Here is a 24,363-nt window from a genome sequence, read left to right on the forward strand (position 1 = left end):
CAACTCCCAGCAACCCAATGCTGACGAGTGCAGACCATAAACAGGCAAAGTCCTACATACTAGCAAGACCACCCATAGATAAGACACACTAAGCTATAGATGTAGGTCATTCCACATAGGTGAGTGAATTGTGGGACGGACACAAACTTATAAAGATGTCAGTCTAGAACGTAGTCTAAAGCCCTCTAAAGCATTCCAAAAAGCTCATTTTTCGAATGCTTTAGAAAGGTCCAAATTCTCTATTTTAGGGAGTTTTGAGGACTACAAGGATTCGGCAGCGAAACCAGTAAAAGCTTTAAAGCACAGCCTGAGCTTCTGGACCGGAGCGATCGCAGCCACATTTGTGCTTTGTCATGGAACTGCTGAGGCGATCGCCACCGAACTGTCCCAACCTAACCTGGTTACAACAGAGTCGGGTAATCCAAACAGTGCGCCCCTACAGATCACACTGGAAAACTATCCCTCTTTTAATAGTCAGCGCCTCGACCAGCAATTGAGATTGTATGCCGATCATCTAAATACATTTGGCGTACCAGATATTCTCATTGTTGGCAGTTCTCGTGCTTTGCAAGGCGTTGACCCAGTGGCGCTGCAACAAGCTCTAACGGCACAGGGCTACCCGGAGCCCAATGTATTTAACTTCAGTATTAATGGGGCAACGGCTCAGGTAATTAGTGTGCTGCTGCGGCAAATTTTGACACCCGATCAATTGCCCCAACTGATTGTTTGGGCGGATGGCTCACGCGCGTTTAACAGCGGTCGAGCAGATATTACCCACAGCGGAATTTTGACATCCGAAGGCTACCGGGTTTTAGAGACTGGGGTTCGCCCCATTCGGTCACCGCAGCCACAGAGCTCTCTCACAGCAGAGTGCCTCAGTACACCGCTCACCAATTACGCAAGTTGCGATCGCCCCTCCACTTCTGTTAATCTGCTTGACCTGCCGCCGATCTACCCGATTCTGCCGGAAGTAGTGAGCGATCGCCCTACTAGTGACTTGGACTCGACAGGTTTTCAGCCTGTTGCGGATCGGTTTAATCCAACTACTTACTATCGAGAATTTCCTAGAGTTGCGGGACAATATGACAGCAACTACATTCCCTTTGAGCTAGGTGGGGAACAGCAAGAAGCGACAATAGCGATCGCTAACTTCGCCCAGGCTCAACAAATTCCGCTCATCTTTGTCAACCTGCCCCTGACGCGCGACTATCTCGACCCTGCCCGCCAAACCTATGAAGACCAGTTTCGGCAGCACATGCAGCAGTTAGCGGCGAGAGCAGGATTTATTTTTCACGATCTCAGTCAGCAGCAAGAGCTAATGCAAAACGAGTATTTCGCTGATCCCAGTCATCTCAACCGCTATGGTGCGAGTGCCGTTGCGGATCAGCTTGCTGCTGATCCGACGATTCCCTGGGCATTCCTGCTATCGGTTGGGGTAGGGACGGCAGATGCAGACGGGACAGAGGCAATTTATGAGTGAAGACTCACAAGAGCAACGTTACCAGTGGCTACGGCAAACTCAAGCTTGGATTGTCGATTGGCTAATTCGCATTCCAACGTCGCTCGAAGTGCTTTTCCTGATTGGGATGATTCGTCTATTTGACTTGACCCCAATCGGCAGAGCATTTTTGGAATGGTTGAGTATCAGGAGTTTCCTCGAAATCATCGAGGGAATCAGTGTACTGGTGGCAGTATTTATCTACATCAAAGAAACTCCAGAACGGCAAAAGCGATCGCATTACGAAGCCTGGAAAGTCATTGATGCAGCCTATGGCAGAAAAAACAGCTATGCCCGCATTCAAGCACTACAAGACCTGAACGAAGATGGCATCAGTCTCAAAGGGCTAGACATGCCCAGAGCGGAGTTGCGTGAAATTAATTTGAGAAAGGCAAACTTGCTAGGGGCTAACTTTCAAAAAGCTGACTTGCTTGAAGCGAACCTTTACAAAGCTGATTTGAGAGCTGCCAATTTGCAGCGATCCAATTTGCAGCGAGCGAACTTGAAAAAAGCTGACTTGCGAGCAGCGAATCTGCTAGAGGCAAATCTACTCGGAGCTGATTTCCAGGAAGCAAACCTCAAGGGGGCTGAGCTTCAGGGCGCAAAATTGCGGGCAGTAAACTTTAAGGATGCAAGCTTGTTGGGAGCAAATTTGCTCAATGCAGACTTACGAATTGCTGAGCATCTTACCCTGACGCAAGTTAAAGCTGCCCGTAACTGGGAACAAGCACTTTATGATGATGACTTTGCGCTTCAGCTAGAGCTAACCCCTGCCGCACCTTCTACCCAAATTACCCAGCTTTAGGGGGTCTTAGCCTTCTAGACCAATTCATCCTGAACGTTATAGTTTTTAGTTGTTAACAGTGTTGGATGCTTGCTTGAAATTAAGTAACTCAAGGTTTCAATCAGACAAGCAAACCTCGGTGATATTTCGCTTTTGCAGGACGCTTCTGGCTACTAGGCTAGGCTTAGTGGTCTGAACTGGATGGTTTATCAGCTAGGCATCTAACCACTCCACTGTTTGATACGCAATCAGTTTGAACGCGATCGACTCGATCCGTTCAATTCGACCTGGCTCTTTACTAAGTTTCAAAGTTTTCCAGTCCTCAAAACATTAACCTTTCAGTTACACCCCTTTCCATCTAAGAATCTACCTGATGATTAAACGGACCTGAGTGATATAAACGAAGGAAACCGTTAATCCGCCTGTTGTAGGGTGCAGCCAAGCCCGGTTGCTATGAGGTTCAGCAAAGCTGGTGAAATTTAGCAAAGCTTTCAACCTGCAAGGTTCTCAGATTGACGGAGCATTGTAGTTATGTATTTCGCTGAATTTGCCTTTGCGGGTACCACAGAGTTGGCTAGTCAACTCCTGATTCAAGCCCCCTCTAAAGTCGCTGCAAGTGACTTTGCTCAAGAATACGCTTCCAATTGGGGAGTTGAGCTATTTTCGCTGACTCCCGCCACAGAAAAGCAGGTCAGGCTCTATAGCCTTTTGAGTAAGCCAGTTGAGGTCTAAGGTTTAGCGGTACTCGCCCTCTTCCATGTCAGTACGAATAGCGAAGGTGAGTACCGTTTCGTCTACCCCTTTGAGCTCCAAGGGGCTACCTTTTGTGATTACGTGCTCTTCTAAATAATCTGCTACAGCAGCTGATACCAAAATGCTATCTGGACCTGCGGCTTCTTGAATCCGAGCGGCAATGTTGACGCTTGGACCGATCGCCGTGTAGTCTGCCCGTTCCACTCCACCAAACATGCCAACAACAGCTGTTCCCTGATGGATGCCACAGCGGAACTGGACGCGGCTAATGCCTTGAGTTTGCCAACGTTCGTTGAGTTTAGAGAGGGAGCGGTACATCTGCTGAGCAGCAGCGATCGCCCGTCTGACCTGCTCGTTTGGCGTAATTTCCTCCGGTGCGCCAAAGATGGCCAGAATTGCATCCCCCATGAACTTGTCAACAGTACCACCGTGGTCAAAGATGGCATGAGTCATCTCAGTCAGATATTCGTTTAAGAGTTCGGCAACTCGGCGCGATCGCAGCGTGTTCGACAACTGGGTAAAGCCAATAATGTCGCTAAACAAAACTGTGATCAGCCTTGGCTCTGGACGCAGATCAAGTGCTAGTTCACCGCGAGAAGCTTTTTCTACCAGCGAGGTAGGCAAAAACCGACGCAGCACTGATTCTGTTAAGTAGGAGTTGAGTTCTGCTACCCGTCGCTCATTAGCTTTCAGCGCTAGTAGATTACGGACTTCCGCCAACAATTCTCGACGGTTGAAGGGTTTTGACAAATACGCATCTGCGCCCTGTTCAGCCCCCTCGATGCGCGTGTCTTCGTCTGCTTTGGCAGTCAGCAACACAATTGGAGTACCTTTCAGGGCTTCGTCCTGACGGATCATTTGGATCATTTCCAGCCCTGATACCAGTGGCATCATCAAGTCTGTGACGATCAGGTAGGGACGCTGCGTCTGCGCCAGCTGGAAGCCTTCTGCCCCATTCCGCGCCGTTTGCACGAGATAGCCTGCTTGTTGCAGGATGCCAGCGACATAGTTCCGCAGGTCGGCATTGTCGTCTACAACCAAAACTTGAGCGGCATTTATCGGAGCTAGATCTGAACTGCCTGACGGTAATAGCTCGACCGGGTGGGAACCGTTGGGCAGATGGACGAGCGCTCCGCCTTCAGAAAAATCTGACTCAATGTCAGCCAACTCGACCGCAGCGCGAACAGGCTCTATCTCAGCCGGAATTTCAATTACCTGATTTAGCGGCAGATGGGCGATCCCAGTTTGCAGCCAGACGGTAAAGGTAGTGCCTTTGCCATAATCTGACTCGACCCAGACTTTGCCGCCATGTAGCTCGACCAGTTCCTTGACCAGCGCCAAGCCTAAGCCGCTGCCTTCATGACTGCGATTGGTAGAACCGTCTGCCTGATGAAATCGCTCAAACAGGTGGGGAAGCTGATCAGCACGAATGCCAACGCCTGTATCTTTAACTTTGAGTAAGCAGTGACTACCTGCGGACTGTAGCACCACGTCGATGCTGCCACCCGCAGCGGTGAACTTCATGGCGTTAGACAAAAGGTTGTAAAGGACCTTGTCGAACTTCTCTAAGTCCAGGTAAATGGACGGGCACTCAGACAAGTGAGTTGAGAGGGTAATCTGCTTGCGATCGCAATACGGTCGAAAGGTCTCCACAACCTGTGTGATGAAGTCCATCAGATTGCAGGGGCGAAAACTAGGCTGCATTCGACCTGCGTCTAGCCGCTGCAAGTCGAGCAGTTGGTTGACCAGCCGCAGCAGGCGGCGCGAGTTTCGCAGGGCAATGACAGACTGGTCGTAAGATATCCCCTCCTGCTGAGCGACGGCTGTTTCCAACGGACCAATCGTTAAGGTCAGCGGGGTGCGAAATTCGTGGGAAACATTCTGGAAAAATTCGGTTTTCTGCCGATCTAGCTCCATCAGTTGCTCAGCTTGCTGGCGAGTTTTTTGATAGAGCCGCGACTGCTGCACGGCGATCGCTGCCTGCGCCGCCACAGCCTGAGCTAGCTCAATTTCAGAGGTTTCCCACTTGCGTGGCTCCTGTATCTGACGCAGAGAAATACTGCCAATGATCTTGCCGTTATAGAGCAGTGGGACGACGAGTAGAGCACGAGCAGGCGATCGCAGCGGCACATCCAGCACGTTCATTTCTGGATATTGGCTCAAGTCATCAATGATGACTGGCTCTTGTGTGGTTAGCAAAAGCTGCAACACCGGATTTCCCTCAATCGGCACGAGTGACTGGGGCAAATGATGCCGATGGGGCGAACTGCCTTCCTCAACGAAGGGGGTAGCAGATGGGCTGATGGATGAGTTGACAGAAGGCTCAAACCCGTTTTTGGAATGATTAGAAGATTTTTGTTGAGTCGGAAGATTGTCAGAAGTTAACCAACCGTTCCAGTTTCGCTCTTCCATCGCAGGCAACAGGGCGATCGCTTGACTGGGTATCTCAATATCTTGACTGGCATCATGCAGCCCAACACACTGGACAAATTCGTCCTCCTCAGTCCAGAGTGACAAAGCACAGCCATCGGCATGAAGTGCCTGTCCCAGCTTTTGAGTAATTGCCGCAAAAATTTCCTGCGGGTCAAGGCTAGAGCGAATCGCTGCCGTAATCGTGTTGACCAGTGCTTCTCGCTTAGCCAGTGCCCTGACCTGTTCATAGGCTCGTGCCTGTGACAGCGCCAATGCAGCCTGGTCTGCGACCATCACCACCAACTGCACCTCATCACCTTGCCAAATGCGAGAATAGCTGCACTGATGGAGTGCCAACACTGCCATTAGCTCTTGCTGACAAATTAGCGGAATTACCAAGCTAGAACGAATTTGAGCCGTTTTATACGACTGCTGGCAGCGATCGTCAATTGCCTCATCACGAGGTGATTGCATATCTGCCTGAGCATCGTTCATCACATGAACTTCTCGCGTTTCCCAGAGCGTATTTGCCAGGTTGTCTAAATTCCAGGAATCGGAAGTAGCTGCAGTCAATTCGGGGGGACGCGCCGTGTAAACAAATAGCTCATCACTGACGCGATCGTCATGAAATGGACGCAGGATACAGCAGTCCACCTCAAACATGTGACCCACCGTTTCCACAATGGTTTGAAGAATCTGCCGATAGCTCAGGGCACTGCGAATCGTGTTGGTCACTGCATTGAGCAGCGACTCTTGCCGCAGCGTGCGACAAAGCTCTTGAGTACGAGTTTTTAGAACATTGTGCGTATCGACTGCCTGACGCACGACGACTTTAAGCTCTTCATCGTCCCAAGGCTTAGTGACATACTTAAACACCTTGCCAGAGTTGATTGCTTCTACCAAATCTTCGACATCGGTGTAGCCTGTTAAGATAATTCGAATAATATCTGGGTACTGAGTGGCAGTAAGGCTAAGAAACTCAGTTCCACTCATTGAAGGCATCCGTTGGTCAGAAATAATGACAGCAACGTCTCCTTCCTTCGCGAGAATCTCCAGCGCCACAGGCCCACTCTCCGCTCTCAGCACCTTAAACTCACGGTGAAAAGTACGGTAAAGCAGATCTAGATTATCTGGCTCGTCATCAACGACCAGAATTTTAGGCTTACTGTGATCTATAGATATCATGCACCGTCCTGCTTCAAGGGCAGTTAAGTTAATAGGAATGGACGGGGTTGGGACAAGGTTTTGGATGTGTTACTGAACTTATCGACAAAAGGCAACGCGACATCCTGATCTAGAATCTTGTCCATCTTTCGGTTATCTCGCGGTTAAATGTAGCTTTGAACCTGGAGATAGCGATCGCAACCTGAAAAGCATCCTAGCGTTCCCTTAGGATTTCAGCCTCACCTGTAGATACCCCTACCCAAATATTACCGCTGTGCGCGAGCCTAACCGTAAAGCCGCACCCTAAACTGCACCCTTCTAAAACCTATCCAATTCTACTCAAGCAGACAAAACTGTGCTTCTACACTTATTGTGCCTTGAGTGTTAGCAGAAAGTCTGTGGCAAAAGCTGCTAATTTTTCAAGCAGTTAAGCCAGGAACAGGTTTGAGCTGATTAACCATAGGTAGAGCTGATTAACCTTTGGCTAACTAGAAATTGCCTTCATTGCAGCAGCGTTAATTAACATTACTTCAAGACATAAAAACTTGCAAAATTTATTGTTGTAAAAATTATCTAAACAGTTTTCAACCCTGACCAACTTGAGATCTAGCCCCAAAATGTGAGTTGCCATTCTCTTAATACAATTCATACTGGGGAGTCTCAGGATTAAAATGAGAGGACATTCTATCTCTTAAGCGCAAAGCGCTAGTGTCCTTATCTCAACACAGGTGTTTTATCATCCTTGGTATTCAATCAATGGGAGTCTAGCGATCGCCCAAATGCCGCTCCAGTTTTAGTCCGAACGGCGCGGCAACAAGATCTAAACCGCCTTGCAGACGTACTTTCCAGTAGCTTTCACATAAAAGAAGGTGTAATCGGCTGGATTTATCCACTGTTTCGCATGGGCATTTATGAAGACCTGCGAAACCGCTTGCGGACAAAAACTGACCACTATGTTTGCCTTGTTGCAATCAATCAAGCTACCCCACAAGCGTCAAGCTACCCGCTAGGAGAGGAAAACTTAGTGGGAACGGTTGAAATGGGATTACGCACCCAATCGTTTTGGCAACCTCGCAGCAATGCCTACCTGTACGTGTCTAACCTGGCTGTACAGCGCGAATATCGAAGACAAGGGGTCGCTCAACAGTTGCTTTTGACCTGCGAACGGGTCGCTTTGGAATGGGGTTTTCAGGAACTATATCTACACGTGTTGGAAAATAACTTTCAGGCACGACGGCTCTATCGTAAGGCTGGCTACCAAATTAAACATGCTGAATCCAGCCTGAGCCACTGGTTTCTCGGACAACCCAGACAGATCCTCATGCATAAGCATCTGGGTGAATGAGCTAAGGACTATACGCGGGATCGTAGAGATGGCTTTTATGGTCCCTGTAAAGGCGATCGCTTCTCTGCTAGAGAACTCAACTTAAACGCTCCCCTGTAGTTGCGTTCCTACAAAGCAGAGGCGAATGGTTGTTGACCCTTGAAAGAAGCTGGGCAATGTACGCGAGATCAAGACAGTAAGGATTGATAGGCGACTTCAACTCTTTGAGACTGGTCGGCAATAGTTGCTTCTAGCGATCGCAGTCTTGCCAGTTCTGCATCTCGATTGATTTCACGAGTTTCTTTTTGTTGCAGCAGATTGTCCAGTTCTGCCTTGCGCGACTGAATGTCTTCATTGATTCGCTTGGCGACTTCTCGGTCATAGCTATCAAAGCACTCCTGCACGGCACTGTAGATGGGCTGCCACTGCTCTTGAGCAATTTGGGGCAAGTGTTTGACCAGTTCTTTTTTGATTGCTTTGGCAAACTGTTTACGTGCATCATTTGCCTGAAGTGCCCCAACCCCTAATCCAGCTAACAGAATACCAAAAGGACCCAAAATTGGCGCAAATAGCAGTGTAATTCCCCAAGTTGCAACAAGATTCAGCAAGATGCTTTTGAAATCAAACCCTGTAGCTGCTAGGGCTGCTCCAGCAAGATTGCCTCCCGCCAACGAGAAAAGGCCCATCGCCCATTTCGCCCAACCAGGAGTAGTGTCGTCCTCCCCCGATAGGTTCAGTCGAGTTTGAATGTCCTGTCCTGTGAGCTTTTCAGTAATTTGATCGGTTACTCCGGTGTAGGACGCGCCATGTCTTGCAGCACCTTGGGACAGTTCAGCGAAGGCAGATTCCAAATCTTTTTCGGCGGAGAGAGTCCACGCAGAAAATTTGTCGTTGACGTACTGCTGAAACCCTTGCTGGGCAGAGCGGTTAAACTGTTCCCGCTTGCTTTCGCTAAAGAAATCTAAAAACTGTAGGTCTGAGGGTTGGTAACGCAAAAAGTCCTGCTCAAAGGTATTTTCCAGGCTAAGCACGTAGGTGCGAAAGGAGTCAGCGATCGCCCTTGCTTTGCGATCGCGCATCCGTCGAATCTCATCGCAAAACTCATCGCGAATTTGGCTGAGCTTGGTAAATTCTGGCTCCACAGAGCTAATTCGCTGTTTCAACTCCTCCACATCTTGACCGAGGAGGGGAATACGGCGTTCTACAGCTTGCTTGACCCGAAGATTGGCTTGACGGGCGAGGGTTCTGGCTTGACGAAATTCGGCGATCGCCCGCTCTTGCGTCAGAAAAGTATTGAGTGCGCCCATGAATTCTGGAAAGCCTGTGCCCTCCAGTGAAGCGGAGGCATCCTTGATTTGTCGTCGCAGCGCTTGAATGGCGGAAATTTCAAACACCCGTTCATCATAAGTGTCCTGTCCGTCTACCTGGCAGTAATCCACCAGATTAGTGTGAAAGACTTTTCGCAGTTTGCTCTCTGCTTCTTCAAGTTCTTCTGAATCGTCGGGATCAATCAGTCCTTCCTTTACCTGATCCCAAGCGTTAATCAAGAAGAAAACCGACAGACCGCGATCTTTGATGTAGTTCTCTAGATAACGGCGTTCTGCTAGGGTGCAAGGCTGTGATGCCCGTAGGACAAATAGAATGGCATGGCAATTGTTGATGTAGCCAAGCGACAGTTCATTTCGAGCTTCGGTATCGTTTAATCCCGGACTATCAACAATTTCAACACCTTTTTCTAGTAACGGCAGCGGATATTCCACGACTGCGTGACTAACATCAGGAAATGCCTGCTGTTGCTGTTGTTCTAGCTGTTTTGCTTCTTGGGGATCAATTGTGTAACGCTGCTTAAACAGCTTGAAATCAATTTGCTCTGGTGGCTTGCCGTCATTAAAGTGAACCGTGACTCGTCTCTCAGCACCAAATTTAAGAATCGTTAGCAGCGCAGTACAGGGATTCACGTCGCTAGGCAGCAGGTTTTCGCCAATCAGCGCATTGAGAAATGTGCTTTTACCTCGTTTCATGTCGCCCAGAATGAGCAGTCGAAATGAACCCTGACGTAAATTCTTTCCGGCAATGCCAATATCTGCAATCTCCTGGGCTAAACCCAACTTGCCAGAGGCTTCTGCAGCTGCAGACTCTGCGGTTGTGAGCGTTTCAGAAATGGTTTCTAAATAATCGGCAATTTCTTGACGCACTTTGAAAATTCGGTCAAGGTCTTGCAAAAAACTGTGAGTTTCGACTTTGTAGCTCATGTCAATCGTTCTCAAAAAAGATTTTGTAAGCCAGCCAAACAATTCCGATTACGATAAATGTGCCTGCTAGCCAACTCGCAATTTGAATGCCAATAACTACCAACACCACGATTCCGATAAATTTGGCGACGTTCTCTAGCTTTCTGTAGAAGCGCTTGAGGAAATTGAGCGGTTGAGCATGGGGGGCAGCATTCTTGAGATGACTGTGACATGAAGAGTGCTGTTGGTTAATTTCTGCTTCTAACTCCCGCAAGCGAACTGCCAACTCGCGATCGCGCAACTCTTGCTCCCACTGCTGAAGTTGCTGTCTTTTATCAGAATTCATAGATGTCTTACCAGGGTGTCGCCAATGCTGGTGAATGTTCTACGACTTTAGCCTTCCTGACTCGGTACTGACCAGGATATGAATGTCTCCTGTAAGGGCATAGCATTCGGGCAAGAATTCTCGGCTTGTTCCGGGGTCTATCTGCCGCATGCTATGCCCCTACGGAACTTTGGGCTACAGGTTAGATTGCTCAAATTTCTACTAGAGCTTATTTTTGGCGATCGCCCCTACTGTTCCCTTCACCGCACTCAAATAGTCTGCTGGAGCTAGTAGAATCATCGTGCCGCGAACGCCTGCTGAGACGGCAACCTGGTGGAATAGCTCAACCGTCTCATCGACATACACGGGATAGTCTTTTTTGCAGGCTAAGGCAGTCACGCCACCTCGAATGTAGCCTGTGAGAGGCTGTACTTCTTTAAGGGCAACAGTGTCTACTTTGCGATCGCCCGTTAACTTCGCTAGTGCTTTCAAATCAAGCTGATCGCTACCAGAAATTACGGCAAGGCAAACTCCCTGGCGATCGCCTCGGGCAACAAGGGTTTTGAAAACTTGCTCAGGCGGTAGTCCAATTTTCTCAGCGGCTCGTTCGGCTGCTAGATCTTCTGGATCAACTTCGTAACTCCGGAGTTCATAGGCAATGCCTAAATTGTCCAGAATCCGTACTGCATTAGTTTTCATAGAAGGTGGAGCTTAGGGATAGAAGCTGAGTTGCGGTAAACCCAGTGTCTCTTTCCAGCCCATCATCAGGTTAAGGCACTGAATTGCCTGACCTGCCTGACCTTTCATTAGGTTGTCGATCGCCGACATGACGATGATGCGATCGGTACGCGGATCGACTTCAATACCGATATAGCAAAGGTTGGTGCCGCAAGCCCATTTGGTCTGGGGATAGGTGCCACTCGGCAAGACTTTTACCCAGGGGGAAGCCCGATAGAAAGCCTGGTAGATGGTAATTAGATCGTCCGTTACCAATCCAGGATCGCGCAGCGTTGCGTAGACCGTTGCCAGCAGACCGCGCACCATTGGGATCAGGTGAGGCGTAAACTGCACCATGACCTCGTGACCTGCCAGGGCGCTACAAACCTGCTCAATTTCAGGGGTGTGGCGGTGTCGCGCTACGCCATAGGCGCTGATGGAGTTATCAGCCTCTGCTAGGAGCAAATGTGTCTTTGCCTGCCGCCCACCGCCAGAGGTACCTGTTTTGGCATCAATTACAGCCGTTTCAGGAACAACTAACCCTTGCTTCATTAAAGGTGAGAGGGCTAACAGACTAGCAGTGACATGACAACCAGGACAGCCAACGAGTTGAGCTTCGGCGATGCGATCGCGATAAATCTCAGGCAATCCATAGACAGCAGTTTCCGCCACTGCCTGATCGGTGCGGTCGCCTCCATACCAGGCGCGATACGTTTCCAGGTCGTCAAATCGGTAATCTGCTGAGAGGTCTAATACCTTACAGCCTTTTTGCAGCAGTGTCGGAGCCATCTTGTAGGCTAATCCGTTGGGCAAGGAGAGAAAAACGACTTCGCAGCGATCGCCAATCGTCTCCAGGTCAAGTGCCTCGACAGTCAAATTTACCCGATGCCCCAGGTGCGGATAAAGGTCAGCAAAAGATTTTCCGGCGCTACTTTCACCGCCTAGATAAACTAGCTCAACTTCCGAGTGCTCAACTAGCAGTCGCACCAGTTGCACTCCACCGTAGCCTGACGCTCCTACAATCCCAACGGGCACGCGCCTGGAATCACCCATGATGTCTAAAGCTCTTACTTAAAAGGTTTTTCTAGAAGCGCAGTAATTCTAACTTGATCACTGTGTCTCTAAATGCAGCATTGTAGTACTAAAATCAGGTTTTCGGGGGATGGTTACAATTGTCTCTGTCTGCTCGTGATCACCGCTGATTCAACTCTTCAACCAAACGGGCTAGAATTGGATTAACGAACTTCAGAAAAGTTTACGTCGTTATCTATTGGGAATTTCCTGTGGAATCGCTACATCCGTCAGGTTTTGAATTTGACTCAATCGAGGCTGCCCTGGTTGACCTAAAAGCAGGCAAGTCCATTGTGGTAGTGGATGACGAGAACCGAGAGAATGAAGGCGATTTAATCTGTGCGGCTCAGTTTGCCACGCCAGATATGATCAACTTCATGGCGGTTGAGGCCAGAGGGCTAATCTGCCTGGCAATGACGGGCGATCGCCTGGATCAGCTCGATTTGCCGCTAATGGTCAGTGGCAGAAGTTTTGAAGATAGTAACGAGCAAACTGCTTTTACCGTCAGCATCGATGCAGCGCTACATCTGGGTGTGACAACTGGAATCTCAGCTGAGGATCGAGCTAGAACGATTCAGGTAACGCTCAACCCTGAAACAAAACCGGGTGACTTGCGCCGACCGGGACATATCTTTCCACTCAGGGCAAAAGAAGGGGGAGTGCTAAAACGGGCAGGGCACACCGAAGCCGGCGTAGATTTGTCCAGGTTGGCAGGGCTGTATCCGGCTGGGGTAATTTGCGAAATCCAAAATCCCGATGGCTCGATGGCGCGACTACCAGAGCTAATCGAATACGCCAAATTTCATCGTCTAAAAATCATCAGCATTGCTGATCTGATCAGCTATCGGCTCCAACATGAGCGGTTTGTCCAACGAGAAACAATTGCTGATTTACCGAGTGAGTTTGGCAAGTTTAAGATTTACGGCTACCGAAACCTGTTGGACAACTCAGAACATGTGGCGATCGTTAAAGGCGATCCCGAGACTTTCAAGGATCATTCTGTGATGGTGCGGGTTCACTCCGAGTGTCTGACGGGAGACGCGCTGGGTTCGCTGCGGTGCGACTGCCGAATGCAGCTTCAGGCTGCTCTCAAAATGATTGAATCTGCTGGGGCAGGCGTAGTGGTTTACCTGCGGCAGGAGGGACGGGGAATTGGGCTGGTAAACAAGCTCAAGGCTTACTCGTTACAAGATTTGGGTTTAGATACGGTGGAAGCAAACCAGCGGCTAGGTTTTCCTGCTGACCAGCGCAACTACGGTATCGGTGCCCAGATTCTTAACGATGTGGGAGTTCAGCAGTTTCGCCTGATCACCAACAATCCGCGCAAAATAGCGGGTTTAAAGGGTTACGGGCTGGAAATGGTGGACCGAGTGCCGCTGCTAATTGAGACAACTTCCCACAACTCAGTTTACCTAGCGACCAAAGCTGAGAAGTTAGGACATTTGCTGCTGCAAACCTTCTTGGTGACAGTGGCAATTCAGTGGCAAGATGATTTGCGATCGCCCACTGAGCGCTATGAGCGACTAGAAAAGCTGCGCTACATGGCAAGAAGCCACGACTTAATTTTGCAGGAAGAGGCGCGTCCAGTGGCGATCGCCCTCTTCGGCAAATCTTCTCTCACCTTCCATTTGGGATTTGATCAGCCTAGTGTTGCTGCGCCTGACTGGTATCAAGACGCAGGACATCCTTATGTGCGGGCGATCGCTGAAATTCTTGACAACCTCGCGACTTGGCAATCTGTCCAGCAGCTAGAGTTCTTGATTTCTCCAGGTGGCGACCCGATGACTACGTTGCAGGTACAGCTAGACCGGCAAATTTTTCGGTTAGACCAAGAACCAACGGCTGATTCAGTTAAGCCTTCGTCAATCTGCGATCGCCTGGAAACTCAGCGGGTCTACGTCTTTTCTAGCCACGCACCCAACAATTGAAAGATAGAGTGAAAAAGCACAGGGGGCATTACCCCCTGTGCTTTTTCACTCTATGGCAGTCAGCCTTGAAGAAACCCAGCGTCCCGCTATTCACTCAGCCAGCTAACGGATCAAGCAGCTTCAGCTTCTGCTTTCTTCTGGAGAAGTTGAACGATTGAAGCCTTTTCTAACAACCCAACCAGCACGCCATTGTCGCGAATTACAACTAGGGCAGGAAGCTTCTTCTCCTCCAGCAATCCAATCACTTCTAGCAGCGGCTTGTCTGAGGGCACAGTGTTAACTTGGTCAATGGGCTGCATCAGTTCCTTCACCTGCACGTCCCACCAGTCGTTAGTTGGAATGGTTTTCATGCTATCAACAGAAATTTCACCCACCAACTGACCGTTTTCGTCGGTTACTAGAAACTTTTGCCAGTTCTTTTCGTTGCCAATGATGTAGCCATTCGCAAACTCTCTAAGAGAACTGCTAGCTGACACAATAGGGCTGTCGGGATCAACTGCGTCTCCAGCAGTCAGCCCACTCAGCTTTTCCTGAACAGTTGCAGACTGAGCCGATCGCCCTGCATTCTGCAACAAGAACCAGCCGATCAGCAGCGTCCAAATGCTGCCCACGCTGCTCAGTCCCAAAACTGAGAGAATTCCTAGCGCAACTCCAACCCAACCAAAAAATTGACCGACGCGGCTCGCGAATGCTACTCCCTTATAAGGCTTGCCTGTAATCTTCCAGACTATTGCTTTAAGGACGTTACCCCCATCCAACGGCAAGCCGGGGATCAAGTTGAATACACCTAATGCAAGGTTGATATAGGAGAGAAGCGCCACGATTGCAGTTAAAGCATTCGGTAGGTCTAGTAGCAAGTTGACTGCTGTGAACAACCCAAAGAGGACAAAGCTGACTAGGGGTCCGGCAATCGCTACCTTAAAGGAACCCTCGGGAGTCTTTGACTCTTCTCCCAAGCTGGCAAGTCCACCAAAGATAAACAGAGTAATCGATTTCACCTCGATTCCCTGAGCCATTGCCACAAAACTATGTCCCAGTTCGTGCGCCAGAACAGAGGCAAACAGCAACAGAGCCGTCACAAGCCCCAATCCCCAGGCAGTAACACCTAACTCAGGAAACTGAGCCACTAGACCACTGCCGTAGCTCCAGGTAACTAAACCTAAAACGAGGAACCACGACGGGTTGACGTAAAAAGGAATTCCAAATAAATTGCCGACTCTTAAATTGCCGTTCATACCATTACCTCTGAACTAGGCGAATAAGCGCGCTTTTCTCAATCTTTCCATAGATGATCGTAACGAAATATAAATAATCCTTAAATCCATCAACTGATGTAATGTCCGTCCTAATCAGTTCGGTCAAGAGATAGAAATAGCCAAAACGTCTAGAAGCAGCTTGAACTGAATCTGTCCTCCTGGATGTGTTCCCTGGTGTTACGGATAATGGGAAGATGATAATTTAAGCCCACACTAAGCAGCCGGAATAGGAAGATTATGGCTCAAATTGAATTCTCTAGAGGAGTGATCGAAGAGGTCATTCCTGATGTTCGTTTGACTCGTGCAAAAGATGGCACAAACGGTACGGCCACGTTTTATTTTCAAAATCCTAAAGCTCTGGCAAATGACAGTACTACTGAAATTACCGGGATGTATCTGATTGACGAAGAGGGCGAGTTATCAACAAAAGAAGTAAAAGCAAAGTTTGTCAACGGCCAACCTGAAGCCCTTGAGGCGATTTATATCATGAGAAGCGCAGAGGATTGGGAGCGCTTCATGCGCTTTATGAATCGATATGCCGAAGAGAATGGGCTAGGGTTTAACAAATCCTGATTTTGCAAGCACTATGGCTGTTCCCCATCCTGATCCCCGTCCGATTGCAATTGGCTGTGCTGTAATCACGGTCAGCGACACTCGTTCCCCTGAGACTGATCGCAGCGGTCAGCTAATTCAAGAGTTACTTCAGGCTGCCGGACATCCTCTTATTCAGTACGTCATTGTTAAAGACGAACCGGAGCAGATTCAGCAACAGCTTAAGGCACTTTGTTTACGGGACGATTTGGAGGCTGTAATCTTAAACGGTGGTACCGGGATCGCACCACGGGATACAACTTACGATGCGATCGAGCGTTTGCTTGAAAAGGTTTTGCCTGGTTTTGGCGAACTCTTTCGCTGGCTGAGCTATCAAGAAATTGGCTCTAGGGCGATCGCCTCACGAGCAGTTGCTGGAGTTTATCGTTCTAAGCTAATTTTTTCCTTACCGGGTTCTAGCGGTGCAGTTAAGCTGGCAGTTGAGCGGCTGATTTTGCCAGAAATTGTCCATCTGGTCCAACAGCTTAATCCTGAAATCGGAAAGTAGCACTAGAGATTGCGGGATTTATGGCAATTGTCCTAACAGTTACTCCTTTTCTACTAAAAGATTCAGAGATGCATCCCTAAATCTTTTAGCACTTAATCTTCAACTGGGAAAAAAGTAAATGAAAAATGGGGAAGGATTTAACCTTCCCCATTTTTTGATTCAGCACTGATACCTGCGTTTTATTGGGGCGAATTCATCCGCTCTTGCCCAATGCTAATTGGTTGAACGGGCTGCTGATTTCGATTAGCTACGATGTCAGGCTGTAGAGCAGCGATCGCTCCTGCATACTGGGGATCAGCGTCCGTTGTCGCCAACAGCGTGGGTGTAGAAGCTAGCCTTTGCCGCTGTGAATCGGTCAAGTTGATCTCAACATCAGGCGTAATTCCGCGATGGCTAATATCGGTGCCAGCAGGGGTGTAATAGTGAGCAATGGTAACAGCCAAACCAGCACCGTTTTCCAGGGCGTGAACCGATTGCACTAACGCCTTTCCAAAGGTTTGGCTACCGACAACGGTTGCTCTACGATTGTCCATCAATGCGCCCGTGAGAATCTCGCTGGAACTAGCAGAGTTGTTATCTACCAGCACAGCCAAGGGCAGTTCAGTGAGAGCGGTGTGATTAGCGCTCGTTTCTCGGCTAGCTCCATTGCGATCGACCGTTCGCACAATGTCTCCAGCCTCAATCCACATCCGAGAAATGTCGATGCTGGATTGCAGCAAACCACCCGGATTACCTCGTAAATCTAAAACGAATCCTTCTGCACCCTGGTTTGATAAATCCCGAATGGCGCGACGCATCTGGTCGGCCGCGTGGCTGCTAAACTCGCCTAGGCGAATGTAGCCAATCTTAGTGTTTCCTTCCTGACGCAAACTGTAGCGAACCGTGGGCAACTCAATTCGGGCACGGGTCAGCGGAATGTCAAAGGCTTCAGAACCGCTGCGGCTAACTCGCAGAGTAATTTCGGTACCTGCTTCACCCCGAATCAAGCGAGAGGCATCTTCTACTGACATGCCACTGGTAGATCTGCCATCGATCGCCAAAATGCGATCGCCAGTTCTGATCCCCGCTGCGGAAGCAGGAGAATTTTGTAGGGGTTCAACGACCGTTAACGCATTCGTTTCTGAATTAAGCTCAAGCCGAATGCCGACTCCAGACAATTCTCCTGATGTTTGGCGAGTCAATGCCCGATACTGTTCAGGGTCCATAAAGCGAGTGTATGGATCTTCCAATCGCTCTAACGCATCCCGTAATGCCTCATAGGCTTCCTGCTCAGAGGCGTAGTCAGCACTTAGCAGATCTTGACGCACCGCCTGCCAATCAACCTGATTGAAGCTGGGATCGACATATTCCTGATAAACGATTTGCCACGCTTCATCCAATACTGCTTTGGGACTGTCTTGTAGAGAAGCTTGGACAGAAGGGCTAAACGTTGGACTGAGAAGTGAAAGGGTTGTTGTTGTCGCGATCGCCCCACTGAATAGGGCTGTATGCAGCAAGTTGGAGAGCCAGGAAGATTGATGCATTGAAGGGTATAGGACTAGGGTTGGATACAGGGTTTAAGTCAGACAGCAGGGTTCACGAAATGCACCGGCAAAAGCAGGTAGGGAACAAAAATTAGAGAGACAAAAGGAGCAGATAGGTAGTCAGAGCGAAAAAGCAGTAGCACCAAAAACTGAAGGATCACTGGAACCATCAAACTGTGAGGCTATTGCTCGGCTAGCAATTATTTAACCTTTTAATTCGATTTAGCCTATTCAACTGTTTACAAAGTCACTGGACTGTAGAGATTGCAGACTGACATGAGCTCCTAAAGTTGAAGCAACAAGTTTTACCTGGTTAATGCTTAGGTAATCTGTTGGGGGCAATCGCTAGGTCTTCTGAGCAGTTGGGGCAAAACTTCAGACATCTCCCTAAAGGCGTGCTTTTCAGCATACTCAAGCAGTTTAGTCAGGCTGTGTCAATCGTGTGACAGTTTTGTTTGGTGTCCTTAAATATTCAATGTCCTTAGGCAGGTTGGCGTTTTTAAGATAAAGCATCTTGAATAAAAAGCTTTTAATACTAAGAACTTGTGAAGCTGAGTTAAAGCAATGATGCTTCGCTGATTATTTCTCGCTAATTTAACCCCTTCTCCTCGACTAATCTGAAAAATCGTGAACAAAATTTACTAAATGCTGTTTTGATGTTGGACTTTCAATGCCAAAAGCCAAACGTTCGAAAGTGGGTCAGTCTTCTTTTCCTCATTCAAAAAAACGTTCCTGGCATAGAAAAATTGCCCATCACCCAATTCGTACTGCACTAGTAGGACTGGGACTGTTGTTTTGCAGTTGGCTGTTAGTGAATTTGATTACTTTACGTTCGGCTGCAACTGCCCCCATTGATGCCTACCTCGTTCTTGGAGGCAGCATTCAACGAGAAATCTATGCGGCAGAACTTACAAAACAGCATCCTGAAATACCGATTTTGATCTCTACTGGCTCTAAAGATCCATGCATCTGGCTAATTTTTCAACGCGCTAATGCTCCTATGGATCAGGTTTGGATAGAAGATTGTGCTCAGTCCACGTTTGGTAACTTTTATTTCGGCACACCCATTTTGCAGCAGTGGAACGTCCATAAAGTTGGGTTGATTACGTCTGGAAGTCATCTGCCTAGAGCAAAGTGGTTGGCTCAAATCTTGCTAGGAGCACACGGAATTTGGGTCGAGCCAGAAATTGTTACAGAGCAGGGTGTTCCAGGAAATCAAGAATCCTGGACGAAAACGGGGTTAGACGTAGGAAGAAGTTTAGTCTGGGCGATCGCCGGACAGTTTTACCAACCTAAATGTTCAGGAGTGCGATCGCTTTCCTCTGTAGACATCAATAGCTGGCGACAAGAAGGCTTTCGCTGTGAACATCAGGGCAATCTGGAAGAAAGCTAGAAAGAAGGAAGTTAAAAGATTCTCAATTCAGGTTCTTAATCCAAAGAGTTTCTTAAATGTCAAGGATATGTTTTGAGAATGCAACAATTGAACGGCTGTGCCTTTGGTGAGAAACTTCCGATACCAGTCTGTGTCACAATGAAAGCGGTTTTGCCAACTCAGTGAAGAAAGTTGAAGTAGGCGTGAGTCATGGAATTCATATATCAGTATGCGTGGCTGATCCCAGTGTTGCCTTTAGCAGGGGCAATGTTAATCGGAATGGGCTTAGTCTCGTATGGCAAGACAGTTAATAAGTTTCGGCAGGGTAGTTCTGTATTCATTGTCTCCCTGATTGGGGCAGCGATGGTTTTCTCCTTTGCCCTGCTGTGGAGCCAAATTCAGGGACATCCCCCTTATAACCGGATTATCGAGTGGGCGGCCGCTGGAGATTTTCACTTGACGATGGGCTACACCATCGACCATTTGACTTCTCTAATGCTGGTAATTGTGACAACGGTAGCTTTTCTGGTGATGATCTACACCGATGGCTACATGGCACATGATCCTGGCTATGTTCGCTTCTATGCTTATTTGAGTTTGTTTAGCTCCTCAATGTTAGGGCTGGTCATTAGCCCCAACCTGGTACAGGTCTATATCTTCTGGGAACTGGTGGGTATGTGTTCTTACCTGCTGATCGGTTTCTGGTATGACCGCAAGGCGGCTGCCGATGCTTGTCAGAAGGCGTTTGTAACTAACCGTGTCGGTGACTTTGGCTTGTTGCTAGGTATTTTGGCGCTGTACTGGGCTACAGGTAGCTTTGAGTTTAACGAGATTGGCGATCGCCTCCAGGAGCTCGTTCAATCTGGCTCCCTCAGTGTGGGTCTAGCTAGCCTTTTTGCTATCCTGGTTTTCCTCGGTCCTGTTGCAAAGTCAGCTCAGTTTCCACTGCATGTCTGGCTGCCTGACGCGATGGAAGGCCCTACTCCAATTTCGGCGCTAATCCACGCTGCAACGATGGTCGCCGCTGGAGTATTTTTGATTGCGCGGATGTTTCCGCTATTCGAGGGCTTGCCCGACGCAATGAATATCATTGCCTGGACGGGAGCTTTCACCGCATTTTTGGGAGCCAGCATCGCGATTACCCAGAATGACATCAAGAAGGGACTTGCCTACTCCACAATGTCTCAGTTGGGCTACATGGTGATGGCGATGGGCGCTGGTGCTTATGGCGCTGGGTTGTTTCACCTGATGACTCACGCTTACTTCAAGGCAATGCTATTTCTTGGCTCTGGCTCGGTGATTCACGGCATGGAGTCTGTCGTGGGACATGATCCCGTGTTTGCTCAGGACATGCGTTTGATGGGCGGCTTGCGGAAGTACATGCCTGCGACAGCAATTACCTTCTTGATTGGCACGCTAGCAATCTCTGGAATCCCCCCATTTGCTGGTTTTTGGTCAAAGGATGAAATTTTAGGTTCTACCTTTGAGGTGAACCCAATCCTCTGGGCGATTGGTTGGCTAACGGCTGGAATCACGGCGTTCTACATGTTCCGCATGTACTTCATGACCTTTGAAGGTGAGTTTCGCGGCAAGAACGATAGCATCAAAAATCAGCTTAAGAATGAGCAGCTTCAGCGTTTAGGACTAGCCTTTGGCCCTGGCGCAATGAACTCTAAAGAGTTGACGACGGATGTGCCTGAGCTACACGACCATGAAGCGCATGAAGGACATCACAGCGATACTCCTCATGAGTCACCCGCTACAATGACGCTGCCACTAATCTTGTTGGCGATTCCCTCGATCTTAATTGGTCTAGTGGGAACGCCTTTCGCCAACTACTTTGAAGCGTTTATCCACCCACCGGGAGAAGAAGCGATCGCCGGATTTCCTCCTCTCGAAATTCCAGCCGAGTTTGAATGGACCGAATTCCTGGTCATGGGCGGTAGCTCAGTGGGGATCGCGCTAATCGGGATCACGCTGGCTTCGCTGATGTATCTGTCCTTCAAGATTGATCCAGGAGCGATTGCCAAAACGATTCAGCCGCTCTACAACCTATCACTGAATAAGTGGTATATCGACGACATCTACAATGCTGTGTTCGTCAAAGGCAGCCGCCGTTTGGCAAGACAGGTTCTAGAAGTAGACGTGCGAATTGTCGATGGTATTGTCAACCTGGCCGGCCTCGTCACCCTGATTACAGGCGAAGGCCTAAAATATCTGGAAAATGGACGGGCACAGTTCTATGCCCTGATAGTATTTGGAGCAGTTCTGGGCTTAGTTCTGATCTCCGGTATTACCTAAACCCTCATCTCCCAACCCAAATCCTATCGCTGATAAAAAACTGAGCTAATGGATACTGCCAATTTTCCCTGGCTTACCACGATCATTTTGCTTCCTGTAGTTGCCTCCTTGCTGGTGCCCTTGATCCCAGATAAGGATGGCAAAACAGTTCGCTGGTATGCCCTAATTGTTGGACTAATCGACTTTGCAATCATTTCTTACGCTTTTTACACGCAATACGACCTCTCCGATCCGGGGATGCAGCTGGTTGAAAGCTATGCCTGGGTTCCTTCCCTCGACCTGAACTGGTCGGTTGGGGCAGATGGCTTGTCAATGCCGCTAATTTTGCTGACTGGGTTCATTTCTACGCTGGCAATTTTGGCATCTTGGCCTGTAACGCTAAAGCCGAAGCTGTTTTACTTCCTGATGCTGGCAATGTATGGCGGTCAGATCGCTGTCTTTGCGGTGCAGGATATGCTGCTTTTCTTCCTAGTTTGGGAGCTAGAACTCGTTCCGGTTTATTTTTTGCTCTCGATCTGGGGCGGCAAAAAACGCTTATATGCGGCAACCAAGTTCATCCTTTACACGGCTGGTGGTTCGCTGTTTATCCTAATTGCGGCGCTAGCGATGGCGTTTTACGGCGATACTGTCACTTTTGACATGCGATCGCTGATGTCCAAGGACTTCCCTCTCAATTTCCAGCTTCTTGTCTATGCCGGATTTCTGATTGCCTACGCCGTCAAGCTGCCGATCTTCCCGCTGCATACCTGGCTACCCGACGCACACGGTGAGGCAACTGCACCTGTTCACATGCTGCTGGCGGGAATTCTGTTAAAAATGGGCGGCTATGCCCTGGTTCGAATGAACGCAGAAATGCTGCCCGGTGCTCACGCTTACTTTGCGCCAATTTTGGTGATCCTAGGCGTGGTGAACATCATTTATGCAGCTCTCACATCGTTTGCCCAACGCAACCTGAAGCGTAAGATTGCCTATTCTTCTATTTCCCATATGGGCTTCGTGCTGATTGGGATTGCATCGTTCACCGATTTGGGGTTGAGCGGTGCAGTATTGCAGATGGTGTCGCATGGCTTGATTGGAGCGAGTCTGTTCTTCCTGGTTGGAGCAACTTACGACCGGACGCATACTCTGATCCTGGATGAGATGGGTGGTGTAGGTAAACAGATGCCGAAGATTTTCGCTATGTTTACCACTTGCTCTCTCGCTTCTCTGGCGCTACCGGGAATGAGCGGCTTTGTTGCGGAACTGATGGTGTTTGTAGGTTTTGCGACGAGTGATGCTTACAGCGTGACTTTTAAGGTTCTGGTAGTCTTCCTGGCAGCAGTAGGTGTCATTCTCACGCCGATTTACCTGCTGTCCATGCTGCGGGAGATCTTCTTCGGGCCAGAAAACAAGGAGTTGACTTCTCACGAAGTTTTGGTTGATGCAGAGCCGCGTGAGGTGTTTATCATTGCTTGTTTGCTGATCCCAATTATTGGCATTGGTTTTTATCCAAAGCTGCTGACTCAGGTTTACGATTCTAAAACGATTCAGCTTACTGCTCGTTTGCGGGATTCAGTCCCGACTCTGGCTGAGCAAGCTCAGGTAAGAGAACCGTTGGCGGCTCAAATATTTCGGGCTCCGGCAATCGCTAAATAATACAACGTCAATTCGTTGAGTAAAGAGGAAAGGCAAGTCCTTTCCTCTTTTTTTGTCCCCAATTTGTAGCGCAGCAACCACTGGAACAGCGATCGCCCAAGATTCCTTTAGCCGTGTCTTGGAATTGGTCAAGACTCTTCAGCTATGTCCATTCGCTAACTAGAAATTTTGCCTCAGCGCCCGCTAATATCTGCAGCAACATTTTGGTGAAGGCGTTTGTGTTTGGGGCATTTTTATTGTCAACTTTTTCCTCCCGCTGGTAATGTTCCAGGAATTGGGGATCGCCTGATTCGGTAGAACAGCTCTACTCGCGCCTGCCACTGCTGCCAGTAGTCCAGCAGTGCCTCTGCACTGAACCGGAATACTTCCGCGGGTTGTCCTGAAATCGCGACGACTAATAGCGCACTTCTCAGCTTTAAGTCCTGTTCTGGGTAGCAATGGTTTGCTGCCCCGCAGTAAGCGGCTAGCTGTAATGGGCCGTCGTGTAGCCGCTCGACTGAACCTTTGGGCTTGTCGGCAGTTTTCCAATCACAAACACAAGGCTCGCCTTGATAGCTAGCGATGCAGTCTACCTTCCCGGCGTAGCCCAAGTCATAGTGAAACACAGAGCTCTCAACCAGCCGCACGTCCTCAATATCTACCAGAACGGGTTGTAAACTTTCCCAGTAGGGCTGGGCGGTTTCTGGGCAATCGCTTTCCTCTCCCAGGAGATAGTTCTTAATTTGCTTGTGGGTGAGCGTTCCCCGGCGGCTGGCAGTGCTAGCGACACGGTTGGCTTCGGTAGTGCCCAAACGCGATCGCCACTGTGCCAGTGCTTCCCGGTCAGCTTGAGGTTTGGTGACGTTGAGAATAGTAGTAACGCTGGGCAAGCGTACTCCGTGGCTATCGACAAAGTAACTTTGCCCGCCTTCACGGACGGACTTAGCACGGTAAGTCGGGAGCAAGCGGAGGGTGGGCATTGGGGATTAGG

Annotated in this window: 18 protein-coding genes; 10 read left to right on the plus strand and 8 right to left on the minus strand. The window is 49.0% G+C overall.

Going from position 1 to position 24,363, the window contains the following annotated elements; translation table 11 throughout:
* Positions 1–130 precede the first annotated feature (130 nt).
* The 3 genes from H6F93_RS17485 (at position 131) to H6F93_RS17495 (ending at position 3,014) form a co-directional block, all read left to right on the plus strand.
* Positions 131–1,480, plus strand: a complete 1,350-nt coding sequence (locus H6F93_RS17485; protein WP_190683170.1) for an SGNH/GDSL hydrolase family protein — start codon at positions 131–133, stop codon at positions 1,478–1,480.
* On the plus strand, positions 1,473–2,303 hold the full coding sequence (locus H6F93_RS17490) for a pentapeptide repeat-containing protein (protein ID WP_190642234.1): 831 nt from the start codon (positions 1,473–1,475) through the stop codon (positions 2,301–2,303). Before H6F93_RS17485 ends, H6F93_RS17490 begins: the two co-directional genes overlap by 8 nt.
* A 510-nt stretch (positions 2,304–2,813) precedes the next feature.
* Positions 2,814–3,014: a hypothetical protein gene (locus H6F93_RS17495; RefSeq protein WP_190642235.1), complete on the plus strand. Its 201-nt coding sequence runs from the start codon at positions 2,814–2,816 to the stop codon at positions 3,012–3,014.
* 3 nt (positions 3,015–3,017) lie between these two features.
* Here H6F93_RS17495 and H6F93_RS17500 read toward each other — a convergent pair whose 3' ends face one another.
* Complete coding sequence (locus H6F93_RS17500; protein ID WP_190642236.1) at positions 3,018–6,632, minus strand: response regulator; 3,615 nt, start codon at positions 6,630–6,632, stop codon at positions 3,018–3,020.
* Between the two features lie 721 nt (positions 6,633–7,353).
* Between H6F93_RS17500 and H6F93_RS17505 the strand changes: the two genes are divergently transcribed.
* A complete protein-coding gene (locus H6F93_RS17505; RefSeq protein WP_190683174.1) occupies positions 7,354–7,956 on the plus strand; it encodes a GNAT family N-acetyltransferase in 603 nt (200 codons plus the stop codon).
* 167 nt (positions 7,957–8,123) lie between these two features.
* Here the strand turns inward: H6F93_RS17505 and H6F93_RS17510 are convergent, their stop codons facing one another.
* From H6F93_RS17510 to argC, 4 genes are all read right to left on the minus strand, one after another.
* The gene (locus H6F93_RS17510) at positions 8,124–10,187 is read right to left on the minus strand and encodes a dynamin family protein (protein WP_190683177.1); all 2,064 of its coding nucleotides are present in this window, start codon (positions 10,185–10,187) and stop codon (positions 8,124–8,126) included.
* Between the two features lies 1 nt (position 10,188).
* On the minus strand, positions 10,189–10,512 hold the full coding sequence (locus tag H6F93_RS17515) for a hypothetical protein (protein WP_190683179.1): 324 nt from the start codon (positions 10,510–10,512) through the stop codon (positions 10,189–10,191).
* Positions 10,513–10,713: 201 nt separating this feature from the next.
* Positions 10,714–11,190 carry a Cys-tRNA(Pro) deacylase gene (ybaK, locus tag H6F93_RS17520; protein WP_190683182.1) on the minus strand — a complete coding sequence of 159 codons (477 nt, stop codon included), beginning with the start codon at positions 11,188–11,190 and terminating at the stop codon, positions 10,714–10,716.
* Positions 11,191–11,202: 12 nt separating this feature from the next.
* The gene (argC, locus tag H6F93_RS17525) at positions 11,203–12,261 is read right to left on the minus strand and encodes an N-acetyl-gamma-glutamyl-phosphate reductase (RefSeq protein ID WP_190683185.1); all 1,059 of its coding nucleotides are present in this window, start codon (positions 12,259–12,261) and stop codon (positions 11,203–11,205) included.
* Between the two features lie 230 nt (positions 12,262–12,491).
* Between argC and ribBA the strand changes: the two genes are divergently transcribed.
* A complete protein-coding gene (ribBA, locus tag H6F93_RS17530; protein WP_190683189.1) occupies positions 12,492–14,207 on the plus strand; it encodes a bifunctional 3,4-dihydroxy-2-butanone-4-phosphate synthase/GTP cyclohydrolase II in 1,716 nt (571 codons plus the stop codon).
* 110 nt (positions 14,208–14,317) lie between these two features.
* Here ribBA and H6F93_RS17535 read toward each other — a convergent pair whose 3' ends face one another.
* Positions 14,318–15,442: a site-2 protease family protein gene (locus tag H6F93_RS17535; protein WP_190642243.1), complete on the minus strand. Its 1,125-nt coding sequence runs from the start codon at positions 15,440–15,442 to the stop codon at positions 14,318–14,320.
* A 258-nt stretch (positions 15,443–15,700) separates the two neighbouring features.
* Here H6F93_RS17535 and psb28 point away from each other — a divergent pair, with 258 nt between their 5' ends.
* Both psb28 and H6F93_RS17545 read left to right on the plus strand, forming a co-directional pair.
* The gene (psb28, locus tag H6F93_RS17540; protein WP_190642244.1) at positions 15,701–16,036 is read left to right on the plus strand and encodes a photosystem II reaction center protein Psb28; all 336 of its coding nucleotides are present in this window, start codon (positions 15,701–15,703) and stop codon (positions 16,034–16,036) included.
* A 13-nt stretch (positions 16,037–16,049) separates the two neighbouring features.
* The gene (locus H6F93_RS17545) at positions 16,050–16,562 is read left to right on the plus strand and encodes a MogA/MoaB family molybdenum cofactor biosynthesis protein (protein WP_190642245.1); all 513 of its coding nucleotides are present in this window, start codon (positions 16,050–16,052) and stop codon (positions 16,560–16,562) included.
* Between the two features lie 179 nt (positions 16,563–16,741).
* Here the strand turns inward: H6F93_RS17545 and ctpB are convergent, their stop codons facing one another.
* Complete coding sequence (gene ctpB / locus H6F93_RS17550; RefSeq protein ID WP_190642246.1) at positions 16,742–18,085, minus strand: carboxyl-terminal processing protease CtpB; 1,344 nt, start codon at positions 18,083–18,085, stop codon at positions 16,742–16,744.
* Positions 18,086–18,755: 670 nt separating this feature from the next.
* Between ctpB and H6F93_RS17555 the strand changes: the two genes are divergently transcribed.
* The 3 genes from H6F93_RS17555 to ndhD1 all read left to right on the plus strand — a co-directional run bounded on the left by H6F93_RS17555 (position 18,756) and on the right by ndhD1 (position 23,393).
* A complete protein-coding gene (locus H6F93_RS17555; protein ID WP_190683191.1) occupies positions 18,756–19,478 on the plus strand; it encodes a YdcF family protein in 723 nt (240 codons plus the stop codon).
* A 189-nt stretch (positions 19,479–19,667) separates the two neighbouring features.
* Positions 19,668–21,758 (plus strand): NAD(P)H-quinone oxidoreductase subunit 5, encoded by a 2,091-nt coding sequence (locus H6F93_RS17560; protein WP_190642248.1) that lies wholly within the window; start codon positions 19,668–19,670, stop codon positions 21,756–21,758.
* Between the two features lie 48 nt (positions 21,759–21,806).
* A complete protein-coding gene (gene ndhD1, locus H6F93_RS17565) occupies positions 21,807–23,393 on the plus strand; it encodes a photosynthetic/respiratory NAD(P)H-quinone oxidoreductase subunit D1 (RefSeq protein WP_190683194.1) in 1,587 nt (528 codons plus the stop codon).
* A gap of 239 nt (positions 23,394–23,632) precedes the next feature.
* On the opposite strand, the gene H6F93_RS17570 is transcribed toward ndhD1, so the two are convergent.
* Positions 23,633–24,352, minus strand: coding sequence for a PD-(D/E)XK nuclease family protein (locus H6F93_RS17570; protein WP_190642250.1), 720 nt, complete (start codon positions 24,350–24,352; stop codon positions 23,633–23,635).
* Between the last annotated feature and the right edge of the window lie 11 nt (positions 24,353–24,363).

This window comes from Leptolyngbya sp. FACHB-671 (assembly GCF_014695745.1).
Classification (GTDB): Bacteria; Cyanobacteriota; Cyanobacteriia; order Elainellales; family Elainellaceae; genus JAAUTN01.